Annotated in this window: 16 protein-coding genes; 7 read left to right on the forward strand and 9 right to left on the reverse strand. The window is 73.1% G+C overall.

What is annotated here, in order from left to right; genetic code table 11:
- Positions 1-2: 2 nt before the first annotated feature.
- Positions 3-587, reverse strand: a complete 585-nt coding sequence (locus ACFPQ9_RS05790; RefSeq protein ID WP_380847518.1) for a (2Fe-2S)-binding protein — start codon at positions 585-587, stop codon at positions 3-5.
- Positions 587-1,480: an FAD binding domain-containing protein gene (locus tag ACFPQ9_RS05795; protein ID WP_380847521.1), complete on the reverse strand. Its 894-nt coding sequence runs from the start codon at positions 1,478-1,480 to the stop codon at positions 587-589. The genes ACFPQ9_RS05790 and ACFPQ9_RS05795 overlap by 1 nt, the downstream gene beginning before the upstream one ends.
- A gap of 375 nt (positions 1,481-1,855) precedes the next feature.
- Between ACFPQ9_RS05795 and ACFPQ9_RS05800 the strand changes: the two genes are divergently transcribed.
- Positions 1,856-3,529, forward strand: coding sequence for a PucR family transcriptional regulator (locus tag ACFPQ9_RS05800; protein ID WP_380847524.1), 1,674 nt, complete (start codon positions 1,856-1,858; stop codon positions 3,527-3,529).
- 153 nt (positions 3,530-3,682) lie between these two features.
- Positions 3,683-4,465 (forward strand): hypothetical protein, encoded by a 783-nt coding sequence (locus tag ACFPQ9_RS05805; RefSeq protein ID WP_380847527.1) that lies wholly within the window; start codon positions 3,683-3,685, stop codon positions 4,463-4,465.
- 52 nt (positions 4,466-4,517) lie between these two features.
- Here the strand turns inward: ACFPQ9_RS05805 and ACFPQ9_RS05810 are convergent, their stop codons facing one another.
- Positions 4,518-5,411 (reverse strand): GntR family transcriptional regulator, encoded by an 894-nt coding sequence (locus tag ACFPQ9_RS05810; protein WP_380847530.1) that lies wholly within the window; start codon positions 5,409-5,411, stop codon positions 4,518-4,520.
- Between the two features lie 154 nt (positions 5,412-5,565).
- On the opposite strand from ACFPQ9_RS05810, the gene ACFPQ9_RS05815 reads away from it, so the two are divergent.
- Together ACFPQ9_RS05815 and ACFPQ9_RS05820 are read left to right on the forward strand one after the other, a co-directional pair.
- The gene (locus tag ACFPQ9_RS05815; protein ID WP_380847533.1) at positions 5,566-6,417 is read left to right on the forward strand and encodes a (2Fe-2S)-binding protein; all 852 of its coding nucleotides are present in this window, start codon (positions 5,566-5,568) and stop codon (positions 6,415-6,417) included.
- 304 nt (positions 6,418-6,721) lie between these two features.
- Positions 6,722-7,762 carry a DUF2637 domain-containing protein gene (locus ACFPQ9_RS05820; protein WP_380847536.1) on the forward strand — a complete coding sequence of 347 codons (1,041 nt, stop codon included), beginning with the start codon at positions 6,722-6,724 and terminating at the stop codon, positions 7,760-7,762.
- A 124-nt stretch (positions 7,763-7,886) separates the two neighbouring features.
- Here the strand turns inward: ACFPQ9_RS05820 and ACFPQ9_RS05825 are convergent, their stop codons facing one another.
- Together ACFPQ9_RS05825 and ACFPQ9_RS05830 are read right to left on the reverse strand one after the other, a co-directional pair.
- Positions 7,887-8,369, reverse strand: a complete 483-nt coding sequence (locus tag ACFPQ9_RS05825; protein ID WP_380847539.1) for an ATP-binding protein — start codon at positions 8,367-8,369, stop codon at positions 7,887-7,889.
- A gap of 616 nt (positions 8,370-8,985) precedes the next feature.
- Entirely contained in the window at positions 8,986-9,600 is a 615-nt protein-coding gene (locus tag ACFPQ9_RS05830; RefSeq protein ID WP_380847542.1) for a hypothetical protein, read from the reverse strand.
- Between the two features lie 245 nt (positions 9,601-9,845).
- Between ACFPQ9_RS05830 and ACFPQ9_RS05835 the strand changes: the two genes are divergently transcribed.
- Complete coding sequence (locus ACFPQ9_RS05835; protein WP_380847545.1) at positions 9,846-11,174, forward strand: helix-turn-helix domain-containing protein; 1,329 nt, start codon at positions 9,846-9,848, stop codon at positions 11,172-11,174.
- Positions 11,175-11,183: 9 nt separating this feature from the next.
- Here ACFPQ9_RS05835 and ACFPQ9_RS05840 read toward each other — a convergent pair whose 3' ends face one another.
- The gene (locus ACFPQ9_RS05840) at positions 11,184-12,500 is read right to left on the reverse strand and encodes a PP2C family serine/threonine-protein phosphatase (RefSeq protein WP_380847548.1); all 1,317 of its coding nucleotides are present in this window, start codon (positions 12,498-12,500) and stop codon (positions 11,184-11,186) included.
- Positions 12,501-12,709: 209 nt separating this feature from the next.
- Positions 12,710-16,435: a S8 family peptidase gene (locus ACFPQ9_RS05845; protein WP_380847551.1), complete on the reverse strand. Its 3,726-nt coding sequence runs from the start codon at positions 16,433-16,435 to the stop codon at positions 12,710-12,712.
- 218 nt (positions 16,436-16,653) lie between these two features.
- On the opposite strand from ACFPQ9_RS05845, the gene ACFPQ9_RS05850 reads away from it, so the two are divergent.
- Positions 16,654-17,643: a helix-turn-helix domain-containing protein gene (locus ACFPQ9_RS05850; protein WP_380847554.1), complete on the forward strand. Its 990-nt coding sequence runs from the start codon at positions 16,654-16,656 to the stop codon at positions 17,641-17,643.
- Between the two features lie 80 nt (positions 17,644-17,723).
- Positions 17,724-18,206: a DUF456 domain-containing protein gene (locus ACFPQ9_RS05855; RefSeq protein WP_380847557.1), complete on the forward strand. Its 483-nt coding sequence runs from the start codon at positions 17,724-17,726 to the stop codon at positions 18,204-18,206.
- Between the two features lie 33 nt (positions 18,207-18,239).
- Here ACFPQ9_RS05855 and ACFPQ9_RS05860 read toward each other — a convergent pair whose 3' ends face one another.
- Both ACFPQ9_RS05860 and ACFPQ9_RS05865 read right to left on the reverse strand, forming a co-directional pair.
- Complete coding sequence (locus ACFPQ9_RS05860) at positions 18,240-18,737, reverse strand: methylated-DNA--[protein]-cysteine S-methyltransferase (RefSeq protein WP_380847560.1); 498 nt, start codon at positions 18,735-18,737, stop codon at positions 18,240-18,242.
- A 23-nt stretch (positions 18,738-18,760) separates the two neighbouring features.
- Positions 18,761-20,161: a DNA-3-methyladenine glycosylase 2 family protein gene (locus ACFPQ9_RS05865; protein WP_380848449.1), complete on the reverse strand. Its 1,401-nt coding sequence runs from the start codon at positions 20,159-20,161 to the stop codon at positions 18,761-18,763.
- Between the last annotated feature and the right edge of the window lie 113 nt (positions 20,162-20,274).

Consider the following 20,274-nt stretch of genomic DNA (forward strand, 5'->3'; position numbering starts at 1 on the left):
GCTCAGACCGCCTCTCCCTGCCGGGCGGCCGCGAGGCGGACCGCGTCCATGATCTTCTCGTAGCCGGTGCAGCGGCACAGGTTGCCCGACAGCGCCTCGCGGATGTCCGCGTCGCTCGGGTTCGGGTTGCGCTCCAGCATCTCGTCGGCGGCGATCAGCAGACCCGGCGTGCAGAAGCCGCACTGGACCGCGCCGGCGTCGATGAACGCCTGCTGGATCGGGGAGAGTGCGCCGGCCTCACCGGTCTGCGAGTCCTGCCCCTCGGCACCCCATCGCCGGGCGTCCTGGAGCGACGTACCGCAAGCGCCGCTCGCGCAACCACCGTGCTCGGCACGCTGCTTGGCGAAGTCGGCGAGCCCCTCCACGGTGACGACCTCACGGCCCTCGACCTGTCCGGCGGCGACCAGACACGCGCACACGGGCACGCCGTCGAGGCGGACGGTGCAGGATCCGCATTCGCCCTGCTCACAGGCGTTCTTGGAACCGGGATGGCCGAGGCGCTCGCGCAGGACGTACAGCAGGGACTCGCCCTCCCACACGTCGTCGGCTTCCTGCGGCCGCCCGTTGACGGTGAAGTTGACTCGCATCACGCCGCTCCCTCCGTGAGGCGGCGCTCGCCGCGGTACGACTCCCAGGTCCAGGTCAGCGTGCGGCGGGCCATGACGCCGACCGCGTGCCGGCGGTAGCTCGCCGTGCCCCGGACGTCGTCGATCGGGTTGCAGGCGCCCGAGCACAGGTCGGCGAACCGCTGGGCGACGGACGGGGTGATGATCTTGCCGTTGTCCCAGAAACCGCCCTCTTCGAGCGCCGCGTTCAGGAACTCCTCGGCGGCCTTGGCCCGCACCGGCGTGGGGGCGGCGGAACCGATCCCCGTACGCACGGTCCGCGTCGCGGGATGCAGCGCGAGTCCGAACGCGCACACGGCGATGACCATCGCATTGCGCGTGCCGACCTTGGAGAACTGCTGCGGCCCGTCGGCCTTGTCGATGTGGACGGCGCGGATGAGCTCGTCCGCGGCCAGCGCGTTGCGCTTCACGCCGGTGAAGAACGCGTCGATCGGGATGAGACGGGTGCCGCGTTCGGCCGACTCGACCTCGACCTCGGCGCCCGCCGCGAGGAGGGCGGGGTGGGCGTCGCCGGCCGGGGAGGCGGTGCCGAGGTTGCCGCCGACGCCGCCGCGGTTGCGGATCTGCGGGGAGGCAACGGTGTGCGAGGCGAGGGCGAGGCCCGGCAGCTCGGCGCGCAGGCTCTCCATGATCTCGCCGTACGGCACCGAGGCGCCCAGGCGCACGCTCTCCTCGCCGACCTCCCACTCGTAGAGATCGGCAATGCGGTTCAGGTCGAGGAGGTACTCGGGCCGACGGTGGTCGAAGTTGATCTCGACCATCACATCGGTGCCACCCGCGATCGGCACAGCGGTGGGGTGCTCGGCCTTCGCGGCGAGCGCCTCCTCCCAGCTGGCGGGGCGAAGGAAGTCCATGACCGGCTCTCCTCCTCGTCTCGTGGGTCGTACGGTTTGAGCCAGATCAGGTGCGGCGGACCCGGCTTGTTCATGTCCTGTTAACGCGCATTGACGTCAGTACACAGCGCGCTGCTCCACCGGGGTCAGTCACGGAAACCATGAAGGAGTTGGCTGGCCAGGGTGGTCATCTTGTAGATTCATATGAACGGAGGTCATCAGTAACCTCCACCTCTTTCTCCGGAAACACCGGGCACGACCCTGTGACCTGGGACACCGTCCGAAAGACGACGAGCAACGCCCCCGGCGTCGCTCATCGCCCGCGGCGCGGGCCGCGCCCGACACACCCTTCAAGATTCATCGTAGATTTCGAGACAAAGAACGGCGGCGACGAGAATGCGGCTGCGCGCACTGCTGGAAACGGACGCGCTGGGCCTCAAGCTGCTCGGCGGCGAGGACGAGCTGGATCGCACCGTGCGCGGCGTGATGACCACCGACCTCCGGGACCCCAGCCGCTATCTGTCCGGCGGTGAGCTGGTGCTCACGGGCCTGGCCTGGCGGCGCGACGCCGCGGATTCCGACCCTTTCGTGCACCTCCTGGTGCAGGCCGGCGTGGCCGCCCTTGCGGCCGGTGAGGCGGAGCTCGGCGACATCCCCGACGACCTGGTGACGGCCTGTGCCCGCCACCGCCTCCCGCTGTTCGCGGTGCACGAGTCGGTGGCGTTCGCGACGGTCACCGAGCATGTCGTACGGCAGGTCAGCGGCGAGCGGGCCGGGGACCTGGCGGCCGTCGTGGACCGGCACCGCCGGATGATGACCTCGGGCCCGGCGGGCGGCGGCCCCGACGTGGTCCTGGACCTCCTCGGCTCGGACCTGGACCTGCGGGCGTGGGTGCTGTCGCCGGCGGGCCGGCTCATCGCGGGCTCCGAGGTGGGCGGCCCCGCCCTGCCCGCCGAGCTGTGCGCGCGGCTGGCGGCGGAGCATCTGGCGGCCGCCCGCACGGGCCGCCGCGGCCCGCACCGGATCACCCTCGGCCCCGCGACGTACTCCTTGTTCCCGATCCGCAGCGGCGGCCGCTCGACACAGGCCTCGCGGGACGTGCGCGAGACGCTGCTGTCGGACTGGCTGCTGGCCGTGGAGGCGGACGCGAGCGACTGGCCCGAGGAGCGGCTCGACCTGCTCCAGGGCGTCACCCAGCTGATCGCGGTCGAACGGGACCGCCGGGACGCGGCCCGCACGGTCCGCCGCCGCCTGGCCCAGGAGGTCCTGGAACTCGTCCAGACGGGCGCGGCACCGGCCGAGATCGCCGCACGCCTGCGGGTGGCCGCACCGGTCCTGCTGCCCGGCCTCGGCTCGGCCCCGCACTGGCAGGTCGTGGTCGCGCGGGCCGAGTGGGAGGACGCCGACATCGAAGCGGGCCCGATCGCGCAGTCCCTCCTGGAGGAGATCCTGGTGGACCCGCTGGCCACGGGCCCCGAACCGTCCGACCGCATCGCGGTGGCCCACACCGGGGACGAGGCCATCGCCCTGGTCCCGCTCCCCGCGGTCTCCTCGGAGCACGACGGCTCGGAGGCCGGCATCGTCGCCGACGCGCTCCTGGAGTCGGTCCGCGCCCCGCTCTCCGCGGGCCTGGACGGCGACGGCCGGGTCACGCTCGGCGTCAGCGCGGCGGTGCACTCGGCGGAGGGTCTGCGCGGCGCCCTGGAGGAGGCCAGACACGCCCGCCGGGTGGCAGCGGCACGCCCCGGGAGGGTCTGCGCGGCGGGCCACCAGGAACTGGCGTCGCACGTCCTCCTGCTCCCCTTCGTCCCGGACGACGTACGACGGGCCTTCACGGCCCGCCTCCTCGACCCCTTGCGCGACTACGACCGCCGCCACCGCGCGGAACTGATCCCGACCCTCGAAGCCTTCCTGGACTGCGACGGCTCCTGGACCCGCTGCGCGACCCGGCTCCACCTGCACGTCAACACGCTGCGCTACCGGGTCGGCAGGATCGAGCAGTTGACGAGTCGGGACCTCTCCCGGCTGGAGGACAAGCTTGATTTCTTCTTGGCATTGCGCATGAGTTGACCTCACCCGCCGCCCCCACCGGATGGCACCAAGTGCCGCCCCTGTCCCACGACTTTGTGAAATCCTTCACCCACCCTCTTGGCCGGGCCGACAGATTCGTGCTGAGATGCCGCCACCACTCAACAGCTCGATGGCGTGCTCGGGGAGGGACAGGTGGCGCATACCGCCATGTCTGGTAACGGAACGACCGACGGTGACGATCCACTCCAGACCGCGGTATGGCGGCTGCGCTCACGCGCCTGCTGGGCGGACGCGGCGGCCCTGCTACGGCCGGTGACCGCGGCGGCCTCGCTGCAGCGGGCGTCCTTGCTGGTGGAGCGCTGCCTCTACACCGAGCAGGGCTGGGCGGAGGCCGAGGACGCGCTCCGTACGGCGGAGGCGCTCGCCCACAGTGACGACGAGCGGGGCGCGGCCGCTTGTGAACGCGGGCAACTTGCTTACGCGGCGACCCTGCACGGAGTGCGCGACCGGGCGGACGAGGCGCGTGCGGCGCTGGGCCGTGCGGCGGCGCTGATCCCTCCCGGGGCACCGGGCCGGGCCCTCCTCGACTTCCGCCGGGGCCTGCTGGCTGAGAACCTCGCCCGCTCCCCCCAGGCCGCCCGAGCGGCCTACCGCCGGGCCCACGCGGGCGCGACGGCCCACGCCGACCCCCTGCTGCTCTCCTTCACCTGGCGTCATCTGGCCGGACTGGCCCTGCGTGACGGGGAGTTGGCGGAGGCGCGGCACGGTTTCGCCGAGTCCCTGCGGATCCGCGAGGAACTCGGCTACCTGGTGGGTACGGCCCCCGCGCTGGCGTCCCTGGCGGACGCGGAGACCGAACCGGAGGCGTCCCGCCTGCGCGAGGAGGCCACCCGCCTGTTCCGCCTACTGGGCGGGGTCCCCACCTGGCTCTCCCGCCAGCTGACCCCACCGGCCCCGGACGCGGCGACGGCCTGACGCCCTCGCCCCGCCGCCCCTGCCCATCCCATCCCCAGGGGCGGCCGTCCCATTACCGCGCCCCGGCGAAATGCTCCCCCACCAGAGACCGCACCACGTCCAGATCCCGCGCGATCAACGCGTCCAACAGCGCGGTGTGCTCCGCCGCGTCCGCCAGCAGATCGGCATGCCCCCGCCCCGACGCCCGTACAGGGCTCACCAGCGGCCACTGAGCGCGCCGATGCAGATCGTCCGCGAGTCGGACCAGCTGCTCGTTGCCGCAGAACGCGAGCACGGCCCGATGAAAACCCCGGTCGGACTCCGCGTACGTGACCCGGCAGCCGGTCGACGCCGCCCGCACGGTCGCCTCCGCCAACGGCCGCAATTCCGCCCACCGTTCCGCGGAAACCGTACGCGCGAGCCGCAACATCACCGGCACCTCGATCAACGCCCGCACCTCGGCCAGCTCGGCCAGCTCCCGAGCCCCCCGCTCGACCACCCGGAACCCCCGGTTGGGCACGACCTCGACGGCCCCCTCCAACGCGAGCTGCTGCATGGCCTCCCGCACCGGCGTGGCGGAAACCCCGAACCGCTCCCCCAGCGCAGGCGCCGAGTACACCGCGCCGGGCGTCAGCTCACCCGCGACCAGCGCGGTACGCAACGCGTCCAGGATCTGCCCCCGCACCGAGGCCCGCTGCACCAGCGGTCGAGGCCGCGGAATCGGCGTCTCGCTGTGGGTGTGCTCACCACGCGCCAGGGGGCCGGCGCCACCGCGGTCGGGACCGACATCCACGACCCGTTCGGCCCGCTCGCCGCGTTCGACCCGCTCCTCGACCCCGCGCCCGGCGACGCCCCGCCCCTGCAAAGGCACCCGCGGCGCGTCCGCACGCCCCTGCGACGGACGATCCGAGTCTCCCGAGCCCTCGGGATTCCCCGTCACCGCGGAGCTCTGCGCGCCCTGCTTCACGGGTCCTCCTCCGGACGTGTCGGTACTTGCGGCCATTACGGCGGGTTGTTACTCACCCGTCAAGCACCATAGGCGCAGAACGCGACAGTTCAAACCACAGCGATCTCGGGTAAGGTAAGGCTTACCTTTGAAGCCTCACGCATCGGTGGCCCCCATGTCCGTGCCCCCCTCGGCCCTCGCAGACGCCTACACCCGTCTCACCACGGCCTTCCCGGGGCTCGACATCATCCAGCCACCCACGCCCGAGCCGATGCCCGACCACGCCGGATGGATCCCCGCAGCCGCCCTCGCCGACGGGGGCGGCGCCCTCGACGCCTTCCTGGCCTGGGACGACGCCCAGGTGGTGCGCGACTACGGACAGCCCGCCCGCCCCGATGTGGTCGCGAGCTTCGGCCTGCACCGCTACGCCTGGCCCGCCTGCCTGCTGATCACCGTGCCGTGGTTCCTGCTCCGCCGCGTCCCCCGCCTCCCCGTGACACATGTCTCGTACGACCGCACGGCCCCCGGCCTCGCGATGGGCCGCCTGGCGGCCCGCCCGGCCACCTTCGCCTGCCTCCCCGGCGACCCCGCGGCGATCCTGCCCGGCGCCAGGGTCGTCCCGGACGAGGAGGCCCTGCGGGCAGAGGTACGGGCCGCCGTCGCCGAGCACCTCGAACCCGTCCTCGCCGGCTTCGGCCCGCGCATGCGCCGCCGCGGCCGCGCCCTGTGGGGCATGGCGACCGACGAGATCGTCGAGAGCCTGTGGTACGTCGCCCATCTGTTCGGCGACGGCGAGCAGGACCGGGCCCGCCGCGAGCTGGAACTGCTCCTGCCGGGCTCGACACAGCCGTATGTCGGCTCGGCCGCGTTCCGTGAACTCACCGGCCCGGACGGCGAGTCACTGCCCACCCGGGACCGGGCGAGCTGCTGCATGTTCTACACGCTGCGCCCCGAGGACACCTGCGCCACCTGCCCGCGCACCTGCGACGCGGACCGAGTCACCAAGCTTCTCACCGCAGCCGGTTGACGCCCCCTCAGACGCCCGCGTAACCCTTCGTGCCGTAAGATCACCCACGAGCGGGACACTCGTTACGGTTACAGGCGTTTCACAATTCCCTCACCCCGTGCGGGAACTTTCCGTGGAACCACCCGCACGGGTAGTGTTGTTCGAACTCAACTCCTGCTCCTCAAGCGGCAGTTCGAGCGGAACGCCGCCCTGGGCATCCCCTTGCACTTCCTTGGCGGCCTCTTGCCCCGAAACCCCCTGAGGGCCAGTGGGATTGGGCCACTATGGCGGGCGTTACGCCCTATCCCAATGCAAGGGACCCCAGATGAGATTGACCGACATATCGCTGAACTGGTTGCTTCCGGGCGCCGTCCTGCTCCTGGGCCTGCTGGCGGCGATAGCGGTGCTCCGGCGCGGGAAGGCCTCGGGCAAGGACACGAGCGGGGAAGACTCGTGGGAGCGCAGCGAGGAGCGCCGCAGGCGCAAGGAGGCCATATACGGCACCGTCTCCTATGTGCTGCTGTTCTGCTGTGCGGCGGTCGCCGCGGCACTCTCCTTCCATGGCCTGGTCGGCTTCGGTGAGCAGAACCTCGGCCTCACCGGCGGCTGGCAGTACCTCGTGCCGTTCGGCCTCGACGGCGCGGCCATGTTCTGCTCGGTCCTCGCGGTGCGCGAGGCCAGCCATGGTGACGCGGCGCTCGGCTCCCGGATACTCGTGTGGACGTTCGCGTTCGCCGCGGCCTGGTTCAACTGGGTGCACGCGCCCAGGGGCATCGGCCACGACGGCGCCCCGCACTTCTTCGCGGGGATGTCCCTCTCCGCGGCCGTGCTGTTCGACCGGGCCCTGAAGCAGACCCGCCGGGCCGCGCTGCGTGAGCAGGGTCTGGTGCCGAGGCCGCTCCCGCAGATCCGGATCGTCCGGTGGCTGCGGGCGCCCCGCGAGACCTACCGCGCCTGGTCGCTGATGCTCCTGGAGGGCGTGCGCAGCCTCGACGAGGCGGTCGACGAGGTCCGTGAGGACAAGCGGCAGAAGGAGGAGACCCGGATGCGCCGGCGCGACCAGCAGCGCATGGAGCGCGCCCAGCTCAAGGCCATCAGCCGGGGTCACCGTGGCTTCATCGGCCGCGGCACCGGACGGCAGGTCGAGACGCAGGCCCTGGAGCGGGCCTCGGCCCAAGTGTCCGCGGAGCCTGCCATATCGACGCCGGAACAGTTGCCCCTGCGTACGCGTCCCTCCTTGCAGCCCGTACGCACCGGTTCTGACCCGGTGACCGTCGACCTCACCGCGGAGGACGACACCATGGCACTGCCCCGGCTCGACTCCCTGGAGCGCAAGCTCAAGGACCTGGAGCAGCAGTTCGGCTGAGCCCGCCGGTCAGGACGGATCGACCCGGTCAGGACGGATCGGTGTCATCGACGAAGGGGCGCGACCCAGGACGGGTCGCGCCCCTTCGTCGTCGCACGCCACCGGTCACGCGTCGTGCACGTCCTCATGCGGCGCCCGCGCCGAGTTCGAACCACACCGCCTTCCCGACCGCGTGCGTCCGCACACCCCAGGTGTCCGCGAGGGACTGGACCAGGAGCAGGCCCCGGCCGCTCGTACCGTCGTCGGCGTTCGGTACGCGCGGTCTGGGCAGCCGGGTCACGAAGTCCCGTACCTCCACCCGCAGTCCGCCCGGTCCGACGGTCGCCGTCAGGACCGCTTCCCGGTCGGTGTGCACGAGCGCGTTGGTGACGAGCTCGCTGGTCAGCAGTTCCGCTATGTCCGATCGTCCCGGCGGTCCCCAGTGCCGTAACAGCTCGCGCAGCGCCCTGCGTGCCTCCGGTACGGCTCGTAGATCCCGCCGCCCCAGTCTGCGCCTGAGCTGAGGCGGCTGCGCGTGTTCCCCGGCGCTCGCGGCCCTGTCCTCCACTGTCTCCACCGAGGAGGCCCCAATTGTCACGGGACCGCCCCCTCGCGCCTGCCTCTTCATGACCCCCGCCCGCGTGCCGATGTCGGTTCCCCTCCTGGCTCGAACACGTTCACGGGACCATTTCCCAGTGGGACTTGGCGCCAGTCATGTCGAATCGTGAACGACCAGGTGTTCGGCCACGGTTGGGGCGGTCCAGGCAGGTTGGATGAAAGCCGAAACGTCACCCGTCGGCCGCCCGGCGGTCGCCCGGCGCGAAGACCGGCTCGGGTCGGCCACCGGCCACACCCCGCTTTTCGGGCGAAGGCGTGCTCGCGGGGAGGGGAGGCGGGGCGGTGCATCCGATGCCGGAGGGAGACGGCCCGACCCTGCGGTCATGCACGGCATCGGGCCGACTGCCGTGCGGGCGCGCCGGCCACGGGGATCGGCCCGTGCGTCGATGCCGGCCTGTCGATCCGGCCGTAGTCGACGAAGTGCCGGGGCGGTCGGGGCCGTAGGCGAGGTGGGACGCCCACAGGTCCGGTGGCGGGGCAACAGGGCGCCTCGGGCCATCTTTCCGCGCCCTGGGAAACTGGCCGGAATTCATGGGTGCCCGCGCCGCGACGGAGGCGGGGCCGCCCGCCCGACCCCCGTCCGGGAGGGCGGCCCCGCTGTTGCGATGGTCCGGGTGGCGCGTCGGTCAGTAGAGCTTGTTCACCGCCGTGGTCGTCGTCTTCTTGAACGCCTTCACCGGAGCGTCCGCGAAGTCGCCCATCTGACCCCACTGCACGACGGTGACGGTGCCGCCGTCCCGGCCGACGGAGAGAAGGTGGATGTCCATGGCGCCCCACGAGGCACGGGTCGCGAAGCCGTGGACGCGGGCGCCCTCCTCGACCGGCAGGCTGCCGTAACTCCTGTAGTCGGCCTCGACGTCCGGGGCGGCGTTCATGCGCGTGACGCAGCGCTTGACGTCCTTGTCGAGGCGGGTGGCAAGAGCCTTGGCCTTGGCGCTGTTTCCGACGACCACGTTGAGCTGCTCGGCGCCGGTGTCGAGGTCGGTGCGGAAGGTGCGGTAGCTGGAGGTGTAGGCGAGCAGGGACTCGCCGAAGCAGTACTGCATCTCCTCCGGGATGCCGCCCTTGACCTTGTCGGCGGTCCAGCCGGTGGAGTGCGGCGGCAGTTCGGACGCCGCGAGGAACTTGGGCGCGGGCGTCTTCGGCGCGGCGCCGGCCGGCGCGGCGGAGAGTGCGGCGCCCGCCGTGAGACCGACGACGGCGAGTGCGGTGAGCACGCCGGCTCGGGTGCGCTTGGGCATGGATGGTCCCCCCGTGGATCAGATGAGTGCATGACAGCGTGGACGTGCGGAAGTGGCTCGTCACCGACGCCGGTTGGTCCCCCCGGCCCTGGTCGGTGCGACACCAAGAGCATCAGCCGTCACAGCGGGCGGCCGCAAGCGCCGTCGCCCGATCCGCGACGGTGGAACCATCCCAGCCCTTCTGACGTGCAGGTATATGGAGTGCCTGGGATGCCGTCCCGGGACGCGGAGGACACGGGAGAACAGTGTCGGAAGCACAGGACGACGACGTCCAGGAGTTCGCGGCGTCACTCACGCGCATGAAGGAACGCACCGACCGCAGCTACGGTCAGCTGGCCCGCCGCCTGAACATGAACACCTCCACGCTGCACCGCTACTGCGCCGGTGACGCGGTCCCCCTCGACTTCGCCCCCGTCGAGCGGTTCGCCGCGCTGTGCGGGGCGACGCCGCAGGAGCGGCTGGAGCTGCACCGGCTGTGGATCCTGGCGGTGGCCGCGCGGCAGCGGTCGCGCACGGCGGCTGCCGAGGCGACGGGCACGGCGGGCACGCCCCCCGAGCCGGCGGGCGAACCGGTCCAGGACCCCGTATCGCCCGAGCCGGCGGGCGAACCGGCCCTGGACCCCGTGTCGCCCGAGCCGCCCCACCGCCCCTGGTTCCGCCGTCGGCGCTTCCTGGTCTCCGCGGCCGTGGCGACCGCGCTCCTCGCCACCCTCGGCAGCCTCTCCGCGCTGCCCGACGACGACCGCCGTCCCGGCGCGAGCGATTCCGTCGAGGCCGCCGATCCGCCCCGCGCGACCCGGCCCGGAACTCCGCGCCCGAAGTCGACCAAGTCCCCGAGCCCCTCGCCGAAGACGAGCAGCTCGCCCTCGGCCGGTGCCTCGAAGAAGTCCTCGCCGAAGCCCGGCGAGAGAACCGAGGAGCCCTCGAAGGGGCCCGGTCAGCAGCGGCCCCCGGCCGGGGTGCCCCTCACCTGGAGCGCCGACTCCCATGTCTGGCAGGCAGGTTGCGGCCACGACTACGTCATCGCCAGGTCCCCGCGGCAGGTGCCCCCGCCGCCCGCCCCGCAGGACGCCGAGACCTGGGCGGGCACGCAGAACGCCGTCCACGGGCGGCAGACACTCGTGGAGGTCTCCGTACAGGGCCGGACGTCGACGGCCGTCGTGCTGGAGGCGCTGCGGGTGCGCGTCGTCGGCCGCTCGGCGCCCGGCAGGGGCAGCTCGTACGCCATGGACAACGGCTGCGGCGGCGCGCTGACGCCCCGCTACTTCGACGTCGACCTGGACAAGGACCGGCCCATCGCCCGCCCCGCCGACGGCAATGACTCGGGGGTCACCATCCCGGCGATGCGGCTTCCGTACCGGGTGTCCGCCGAGGATCCCGAGGTGCTGCTGATCGACGCGCGGACGAAGGGCTGCGACTGCAGCTGGTACCTCGAACTCGACTGGTCCTCGCAGGGCCGCACCGGCACGGTCCGTATCGACGACCACGGCCGTCCGTTCCGCACCACGGGCATCGACGGACTGCCGCGCTACTCGTACGACACCTCGGCGCGCAAGTGGGTGCCCTACAGCTGAGGGAGTCGGTCACGCCTCCCACACCGCGGCCGCCGTACGGTCGTCCGCGTAGCCCTTCACCCGGACCTGGGTGTCGGCGAGGAACTCCGCGAGACCGGGCGGTTCGGGGGTGGACCACCGTCCGCTCAGGTGGGCGGCGAGTTCGGGTTCGCCGCGCAGGGGGTCGGCGAGGCCGCTGGTGCACATCAGGAGGGTGTCGCGGGGACGGGCGACGGAGGCGCGGAAGCGGAAGGGTTCGCGGGGCGGCTCGGGGGCCTGGTCGTAGGGGCTCGGCGGTGTGGTGATGCCGAGGTCCATGGTGAGGCGGTCGCCCTCGGGTGTCTCGGGGGGCAGGGAGCCGAAGCCGACGACGGGTTCGCCGGAGGCGTCGGTGGCGCGGGGTTCGATGTCCTGCCATTCGCCGTTCCGCAGCCGGAAGAGGCCGCCCTCGCCGACGCCGAAGAAGACGCGCGTACGGCACTCGGGGTCGGCGGGCAGCAGCAGACAGCGCAGGGTCGCCGCGTACTCCTCGGGTTCTATGCCCTGTTCGGCGGCGCTGGCGCGGAGTTTGCCGAGGCTGCGGTCGGTCAGGCGGTGCAGCCCGGACTTCAGGTCGCCGCGCCGTGCGGCCCTTATGTCCTCGGAGAGTCTGGTGTGGCTGCGGCCGACGGCCCGGCCGATCCAGTGGCAGGCCTCGGCGGCGGCGCGGTGGGCGCCCGGGGTGGCGCGGGCGCCGGTGGCCATGGCCACCAGGAGCAGTGCGTGGTCGCCGGTGCCGAAGCGGGCGGTGAGCAGGGAGTCGCGGCGGGGTTCGCCCCGGTAGCGGGCGGAGTCTCCGCGCAGGGAGACGGCGCGCAGGGTGCAGGCGCCGTACTGGGCGCCGTCGAGGACGGTGTCGGCGACCAGGTCGTCGAGGTCGTCCGGGTCGGCGGGTGGCAGGGCGGTCGGTTCGGCGGCGTAGGTGGGCGGGCCGTCGCCCACGTAGGCGAGGGGGCGCGGGGGCGGCGCGGGCTCGATGGGCGGGCTCGGCCGCTCGGGTGCCGCCACCGGAGGCGGCGGGGGCGGTGGCCCGACGTCGGCCGGCGGTGACTCCACGGTGAATCCCGGCGGCTTCGGCAGCCCGGCCGGGAACGTCGACGCGGGCTCCACGGCATCCGCGTCCGCCCGTGGTGACGGGACCGACGCGCCCGCTCCCGACCGCTGGTTGACCGTCCCGGCGGCCGAGGCGAAGCGGTCGTCCAGCGTGTCACGGGCCGTCGTCGGACCCGTGTCGTCGGTGCGGTCACCGTACAGCTGCCTCCACCAGTCGTCCTCGCGGCCGGTGGGCTTACCCCCCTGCTGGTTCATGCCCCCAATTGTCCACCGCACGGCTCCGATGAAAACGGGGCATCCGGAAATTCCGGCCTCCCGGGGCCGACCCTGACGCCACGTCGGGTGAGGGCTTGAACAGCCTTGCGAAACAACGGGAGAAACACGTCGCCGGGCGGCCCCACCCCCCACGGGAGAACCGCCCGGCGACTGCCGGGTGACCCGGGCCCCGATCCCCTTCGCGCGCGTCAGCGCACGTCGTAGGCCCGGGTCACGATTTGGGTGACCGAGGCGCCGTGCGCGTCGGTCAGGACCGATCGAAGTGTGACCTGTTTTCCTGTCGCTCCGCCGTGGTTCACCGTCGCCTTCCAGGTCCCGTCACCCTGGCGCACCGTCCGCGCCTCGGTCCAGGTCCCGCCCTCGTCGTACGAGTACGAGAGCCGGGCCCGCGTCAACTCACCGGGCTGGTAGCCCGCGTGGCCCGTCGCCGAGAGCGTGATGGTCACTGCGTCCTCGGCGGGGAGGGTCTTCAGGCCGTCCTCCGGCAGCGCGTACCACGGGAAGAGCAGTGGTATGCCCTGCGAGTAGGTGTCCTCGTCGCGGGCGGAGCGGAAGGTCCAGGTCGTGGTCGTACGCGTGGAGCGGTTCCACGCCCGGGCCGGAGGGCCGATCTTGGCGGTGTCGAGGGTGAGCTCGTACGCCGACTCCTCGGCGGGGACGGTGAACACGCCGAAGGGGTAGGGGCTTTCGCCGATCGTCTCGCCGCCCCGGCTCAGCGTCATGCTCCCGATGTCGCCGAAGCTGCCCTGTACGCCCCGGTGTTGGCCGTCGCCCCAGAAGCCGGGCGCCACGCCGATCTGGTCGCCCTGCCGTTCCGCGGCGAGCGCGGGTCGCCCGTCGTCGTCGCGCGGGGTGGCGGGGGCGAGGACGCCGCCGTACCACTCCTCGGTGCGCCGCTCGCCCTTCGCATAGCCGCGCATGGGGTCGATCATGAACTCGCCCCACGGGAAGCTGCTGGACACCTCGTGCTCCCAGCCGGTCGTGCCGGGCGAGTGGTACTCGGTGCGCCGGAAGGGCGCGGGGACCGTCTCCAGGCCGCTGAAGTAGCCGGTCAGCCCGTTCGGGCGGGTCATGGACGTCAGATCGATGTGGTCGGTGGCGCCACCCGCCATCGAGTTGTACGTCGCCGTGGTCGCCGCGAGGTCCCGGTCGCGGACCCGGTAGGTGCGCTCGCCGCCGATCGGGCCCTGCTCGGGGAAGGCCAGGTTGTAGACGTACGGGCTCTTCGCGGTGGCCGTCCAGCGCAGGGTCACGTCCCCTTCCGCGAGCAGAGTCCTCGCCTCCTCGGCCGGGAGGGCGAGGACGGGCAGCGGTCCGCCGGTGAAGCCGGCCGACGGGTACCAGCGGCCGGGCGCGTCCCGGTGGACGAGGAGGGCCACGGCCCCCGCCTCCTTCGCGCGGGTCGCGATCTCGTAGGCGCTGCCGCCGTCCGGGATCCCGACGAGCGCGATCTTCCCGGCCGCTCCCGAAAGCTCGTCCTGTGTACCGGACTTGGCGTCGAAGAAGGGCGCGCGGCCCGTGCCGTCGAGGTTGGCCGAGCTGTAGGACGCCGTGGTCGGGTGCAGTGACCGGCCGCCCACGACGGCGAGTTCGGTGATCTGCGGGGCAGCCGCACGCCAGAAGCTGTCGAACTCGAAGTCCCCGTCGCTCGCCCGGCCGGTGACGGAGGCGTAGTAGCCGCGCAGTTCGCGCCCGCCGGCCGCGGTGCCCGCGTGCAGCCAGGTGCCGTCCCAGCTGCGGGCGAACCCGAGGGTGGCGCCGCGGAGTTCGGTCGGCCGGTCCGCCTCGATGGTCAGGCGGTGGGCCTTGCGGGCGTCGAGGACGACCGTCGTGTCGTCACGGATCTCCAGCTGCGGTCTGCCCAGGTAGGTGAGGGAGTCGAGGAGCGTGCCCTCGGTCTCCGGGGTGGTGACGAAGCTGGAGAGGAAGTAGGCGCCGGGCCGGATCCGGTACGTCTGGTCGGTCGCGCCCTCGTTGAAGCGGCGCTCACCGGTCGCGTCGTCGGTGCCGATCAGGTCGAGGGAGGAGGCGCCGTCGGCGGGCTCGCCGGTGCGGTCGAGCAGCTTCACCCGCAGGGTGACGGTCTCCGGCTGGACGTACAGCGCGAACGGGGTGGAGACCCTGACGCCGTCGGCCGTGGCGAGGACGCGGCCGGTGATGTCGCCGTACTGGGACCGCTCCAGTCGGGCCGTCGGGTCGATCCGCAGCGGGACCTCGACCGTGGCCCCCGCCGGGACGGTGACCTTGCGGGCGTCGAGCCGGACAGGGGTCGAGCGGACGGTGGAGCCGTCGTTGCCGGTGACGGCGGGCACCGTCAGCTTCAACTCCACCGCCCTGTCCATGGTGTTGGTGTAGGGCACGGCGACCGTCGTACGGTCGCTCGCGTCCTGCGGCCAGTTGAAGGTGCCGGCCTGCAGGGCGGGGGCGCCCAGCACCTTCTGTCCGATCGCGGCCCGCACGTCGAGACGTCCGCCGCCCGTCTCGCGGACGTCACCGGGGATGCCGGTGTCGGCGGAGGAGACGAGGGCCGCCTTGATCCGCCGGGCGCTCCAGTCGGGGTGGCGCTGCCTGACGATCGCCGCCGCGCCCGCGACATGCGGGGTCGCCATCGACGTACCGCTCATGGACCGGTACGCGTACACGCCGCGTCCGCCCGCCGCCGCCGCGGAGATACCGACGCCCGGGGCGGTGATCTCCGGCTTGAGGGTGTGCGAGCCGTACGCGGGGCCACGGCTGGAGAAGGAGGCCGTGGAGTCGTCGCGGTCGACGGCGCCGACGGTGAGGACGCTCGGGGCGCAACCCGGTGAGGAGACGGTGTTGTTGCCGGGTCCCGTGTTGCCCGCCGCGATGACGAACAGGGTGTTCTCGCTCGTCCGGGCGAGTTCCTCGGTGGCCTGCGCCATCGGGTCGGTGCAGTCGGTGCGGGCCGGGTTGCCCAGGCTCATCGAGACGACGTCGGCGCCCTGGTCGACGGCCCACTGCATACCGGCGATGATCCACGAGGTCTCGCCGTAGCCGTAGTCGTTGAGGACCTTGCCGCTCAGGAGGCCGGTGGCCGGGGCGACGCCTCTCTTCCTGCCGTCGCTCGCGGCGCCCGTTCCGCCGACGGTGGAGGTGGTGTGGGTGCCGTGGCCGTCGTGGTCGTCGGCGTCCGCGGAGTCGGTGAAGTTCTTCGAGGCGGTGATCCGGCCCTTGAGGTCGGGGTGTCCGGCGTCGACGCCGGTGTCCAGGACGGCGACCTTCGTGCCCTTGCCGTCGTAGCCGGCGGCCCATGCCTCGGGGGCGTGCACCTGGCGGGTCGAACGGTCCAGCGTGGCCCGGACCTTGGCGTCGAGCCACAGCTTCTCCAGGTCGCCGGCCGCGCGGGAGCGGGGGTTCGTGAGGTCGGCCCAGAGGTCGGCGGTCTTCTTCTTGTCCGCCTCCAGGGCGACCCCGTCGATCGGGGCGAGGACGAGGCCGCGTTCGGCGCCGCGCGGGGTGGGCGGCACGGAACGGGCGACGGAGCGGTCGTAGGTGGCGATCAGCGGAAGCGTCGCGCGGTGCGCGTCGTCGTAGCCCTGGCGGACCAGTCCGGTGACGTTGAACAGTTCCTCGTCGACCCGGCCGGCGGCGAGGGCCTCGATCGCGTGCTCCGGATAGACGTACAGGTCGTCACCGGACCGGCGGGTCTGGGTGAAGGGGGTGGTGCCGTCCGGTCCGGGCAGGGCGACGGCCCCGTCCCGGGTGACGAGGACGCGGTCGCCGGTGACCAGGGTGACGACAGAGCCGGCGTCGGCGCCGGGGGTGGCCCGGTCGCCGGTGCCGGCCGGCGGTCTCGGCCCGGCGGTGGCCGCGTGCGTGGGTACGGCTGACGTCACGGCCAGGAGCACGGCGGTGGCCGCGCCCTGTGCCGTACGCGAAATCGCTCTCCCCAAGATCGCCCTCTTCCCGTGCTGCCGCTGCCCGCGAGCGCGAAAGCGCAGGCCAAGGAGGCCCAAGTCGGGCATTGCGGGCGGTGGTTGATGCTGCGGTGGCGACACCTTGGCAGAGTGAGCGGTGGTACCGCGATGATGTGCGGAGGCGGTTTTGCGCCGTGGCCGTTTTCCGCCACGGACCGAACACCGGTGTTCGACTTGGGGAGGAACGCGGCCCGATGCTGGGAGCGATTGGTCTCGACGAGACGCACGAGTCGGCGTACCGGGCGCTGGTGTCCGCGGGCGCCGCCGACGTCCCCGACCTCGCCCGGCGGCTGACGCTCGGCGAGCACGACACCGAACGCGCGCTGCGCCGTCTGGAGCGGCACGGGCTCGCCGCGCAGTCCTCGGCCCGCCCCGGCCGCTGGGTCGCCGCGCCGCCAGGCGTGGCCCTGGGCGCGCTGCTCACCCAGCAGCGGCACGAGCTGGAGAAGGCGGAGCTGGCGGCCGCGCTGCTGGCCGAGGAGTACCGGGCCGGGGCCACCGAGCCGGCCGTGCACGACCTCGTCGAGGTGGTGATCGGCGCGGCCGCGGTGTCGCAGCGCTTCCTGCAGCTCCAGCTCGGCGCCGGCGAAGAGGTGTGCGCGCTGGTCACCGGCAGCCCCGTCGCGGTCACCGGCACGGAGAACGACGCCGAGGAGCGGGCCGCCGATCGCGGAGTGCGCTACCGCGTGGTCCTGGAGCGCGCGGTACTCGACCAGCCGCACGGCGTCACCGAGCTGTCCGCCGCGCTGGGCCGTGAGGAGCAGGTCCGGGTCGTGGACCAGGTGCCGACCAAGCTGGTGATCGCCGACCGGACGCTCGCTCTGGTGCCGCTGACCTCGCACACCGCGGAGCCGGCCGCGCTGGTCGTGCACGAGAGTGGACTGCTGGAGCTGCTCTTCGGGCTGTTCGAGTCGGTGTGGCGGGACGCGCTGCCGGTCAGTCTCGGCACCTCCGGCGTGACCGAGCAGCGGCCGGAGGGCCCCGACGACACCGATCTGGAAGTGCTGTCCCTGCTGCTGGCGGGCCTGACCGACGCGAGCGTGGCCAAGCAGCTGGACCTGGGCCTGCGGACCGTGCAGCGCCGGGTGAAGCGGCTGATGGAGCTGACCGGGGTGTCCACCCGGTTGCAGCTGGGGTGGCACGCCTACGAGCGGGGGTGGGTGGCGCGGGAACGGCAGGGGTGACGGCCGGCGGGGGTGCCGGGGCGTACCCCTTGCGGAATCGCTGATCTGCGTATTCTCGCGGGCTCCGGCACTCTGGTCAGATGGGAGTCTGGGACCTCCTGCTGGTCGGTCTGGTCCTCCTGCTCGGCCTGTGCGGAGTGCTGGTGCCCGGCGTGCCGGGGTCGTGGCTGGTGTGGGCCGGGGTCATGTGGTGGACGGTGAAGGATCCCCAGCCGGTCGCGTGGTGGGTGCTGGTGGGGGCCACGGTCGCGCTGTTCCTGTCCCAGGTGGTCCGCTGGGCGCTGCCGCCCCGCCGGCTGCGCCCGAACTGGGCCGGCCGCCGGATGACGGTGTACGCCGGGGCGGGCTCCTTCCTGGGCTTCTTCCTGATCCCCGTCATCGGCTCGATCCCCGGCTTCATGGCCGGCATCTACCTGGAGGAACGGCTGCGCCTGGGCCGCCGCGGCGAGGCGAGGGCGGCGCTGCGGACGGCGATGCGCTCGGGCGGGTCGAGTGTGCTGGCGGAGCTGTTCACCTGCCAGGTGATCGCGGGGGCCTGGCTGGGGGCCGTGATCTGGGGCTGAGGCATCGGGCCCGCCCCGCCACGCGACCGGCGCCTAGAGCGAGCCCTCCAGTGTCAGCAGCCGCACCTTGCGGTCGAGGCCGCCCGCATAGCCGGTCAGTGCCCCGTCGGCGCCGATCACCCGGTGGCAGGGGCGGACGATCAGCAGCGGGTTGGCGCCGATCGCGCCGCCGACGGCCCGTACGGCGGCGCGGGGAGCTCCGATCCGCGTGGCGATCGCGCCGTATGTGGTGGTGGCGCCGTACGGGACATCGTCGAGGGCGGCCCAGACCCGTTCCCGGAACTCGCTGCCGTGGGTGCTGAACTCCAGCTGGAACTCCTTGAGTTCACCGGCGAGATAGGCGGCGAGCTGCTCCTCGGCGGCGCGGAAGAGCGCGGGGTCGCGCCGCCGGCCGTCCTGGAGCGTCCGCCCGCCCTTCTGGCCGGGCACGGACAGCGAGGCCAGGGCGCCGGTCGCGGGGTCGGCGGTGAGGAGGAGGGGGCCGAGCGGGCTGTCGAGCTCGGTCCACGGGGTGGGGGTGGCGGCGGTCATGGCGGTCCTTGTGTTCATCGTCATCACTGGTCCAACTCCCCTGCTGCACGCAGGTGTTGTACGGCGTAGGAGCGCCAGGGGCGCCAGCTGTCGGGGGTGTCCGCACCGGGCGGGGCGACGTCCGGGTCGCCCAGGGCCCGGGTGCGGAGCACGGCGATGGTGCTCGCGTCCAGGCCGGGCAGGCCCAGCAGCGCGGCGTGCGCCTCGTCCCGGTCGGCGCCCGGGTCCAGCCGTACGGCGCCGTCGGCGAGGGCGGTGGCGAGCGCGCCCAGGGGCCCGCGGGGCTCGGCCCCGGCGAGCACGGCCGCCTCCGGGAAGAGGTGGGTGAGGCCGCCGCAGGGCGCGTCGAGCGCCTTCCCGTAGCGCCGCACCAGCTCCCCGGCCCGCCGCGGGCCCACCAGCGCGCGTACGGCCAGCTCCTCCGCGTCGGCGGCGCCGGGCGAGCGCAGTCCCGGCCGGGCGGCGACCAGCGGGGCGAGCCGGGCGTCTGCGCCGAGCCGCTCGTCGACGGCGTACGGGTCGGCGTCCAGGTCGAACAGGCGTCGCAGCCGCTGCACGGCGGTGGTCAGGTCACGCAGATCGGTGAGGTGGAGCCGGGCGTCGAGCCAGCCGCCGGGGTGGGCGGCCCGCCCCTGTCCCGCGTGGTCCGCCGTCTCCTCCACCGCGACGATCGCGCTGCCGTGCGGCAGCCGCAGCGTGCGCCGGTAGGTGCGGCGCCCGGGCCGGCCGGACACCTCCTCGATACCGGGTACGGCCTCCTCGGCGAGCAGGTCGAAGACGGCGCCTGCCTGGTAGGGGCCCCGGTGGGCGAGCCGCAGCGGGATACCGGCGGACGGGGTGGCCGTACGTCCGGCGGACCTGCCGCCGCGCGGGGCGGCGGCGCGCACCTGGCTCGGGGTCGAGGCGTACACGGCCCGGATCGTGTCGTTGAACTGGCGGACCGAGGCGAAACCGGCCGCGAAAGCGATCTCCGTGATCGGCAGGCCCGTGGTCTGGAGCAGGACCCGGGCGGTGTGCGCCCGCTGGGCCCGGGCCAGTGCGACCGGGCCCGCGCCGAGCTCGGCGGTGAGCTGCCGCTGCACCTGCCGGGCGCTGTAGCCGAGCCGGGAGGCGAGTCCTGCGACGCCCTCCCGGTCGACGATCCCGTCGCCGATCAGGCGCACGGCACGGCCGACCACATCGGCCCGCACGTTCCACGCGGCCGATCCCGGCACGGCGTCCGGCCGGCACCGCCGGCAGGCCCGGAAACCCGAGCCCTGCGCGGCGGCGGCCGTCGGGAAGAACCGTACGTTCCGGCGCTTCGGCGTGACCGCCGGGCAGCTGGGGCGGCAGTAGATGCCGGTCGTCTCGACGGCGAAGAAGAACTCGCCGTCGAACCGCGCATCCCGGCTGCGAACCGCCTCGTACCTGGTGTCTTCGTCCATCACGCTGTCCAGTCTCCGCCGGGCGAGGACATGGCGCTAGCGGGAATCGGACACGGCACTGCGACACCCCCAGGGGCACGCTGCGGCAATCGCCCACAGCCCTGCAGCGCCCC

The sequence above is a fragment of the Streptomyces coerulescens genome (assembly GCF_042657965.1).
GTDB lineage: Bacteria > Actinomycetota > Actinomycetes > Streptomycetales > Streptomycetaceae > Streptomyces > Streptomyces coerulescens.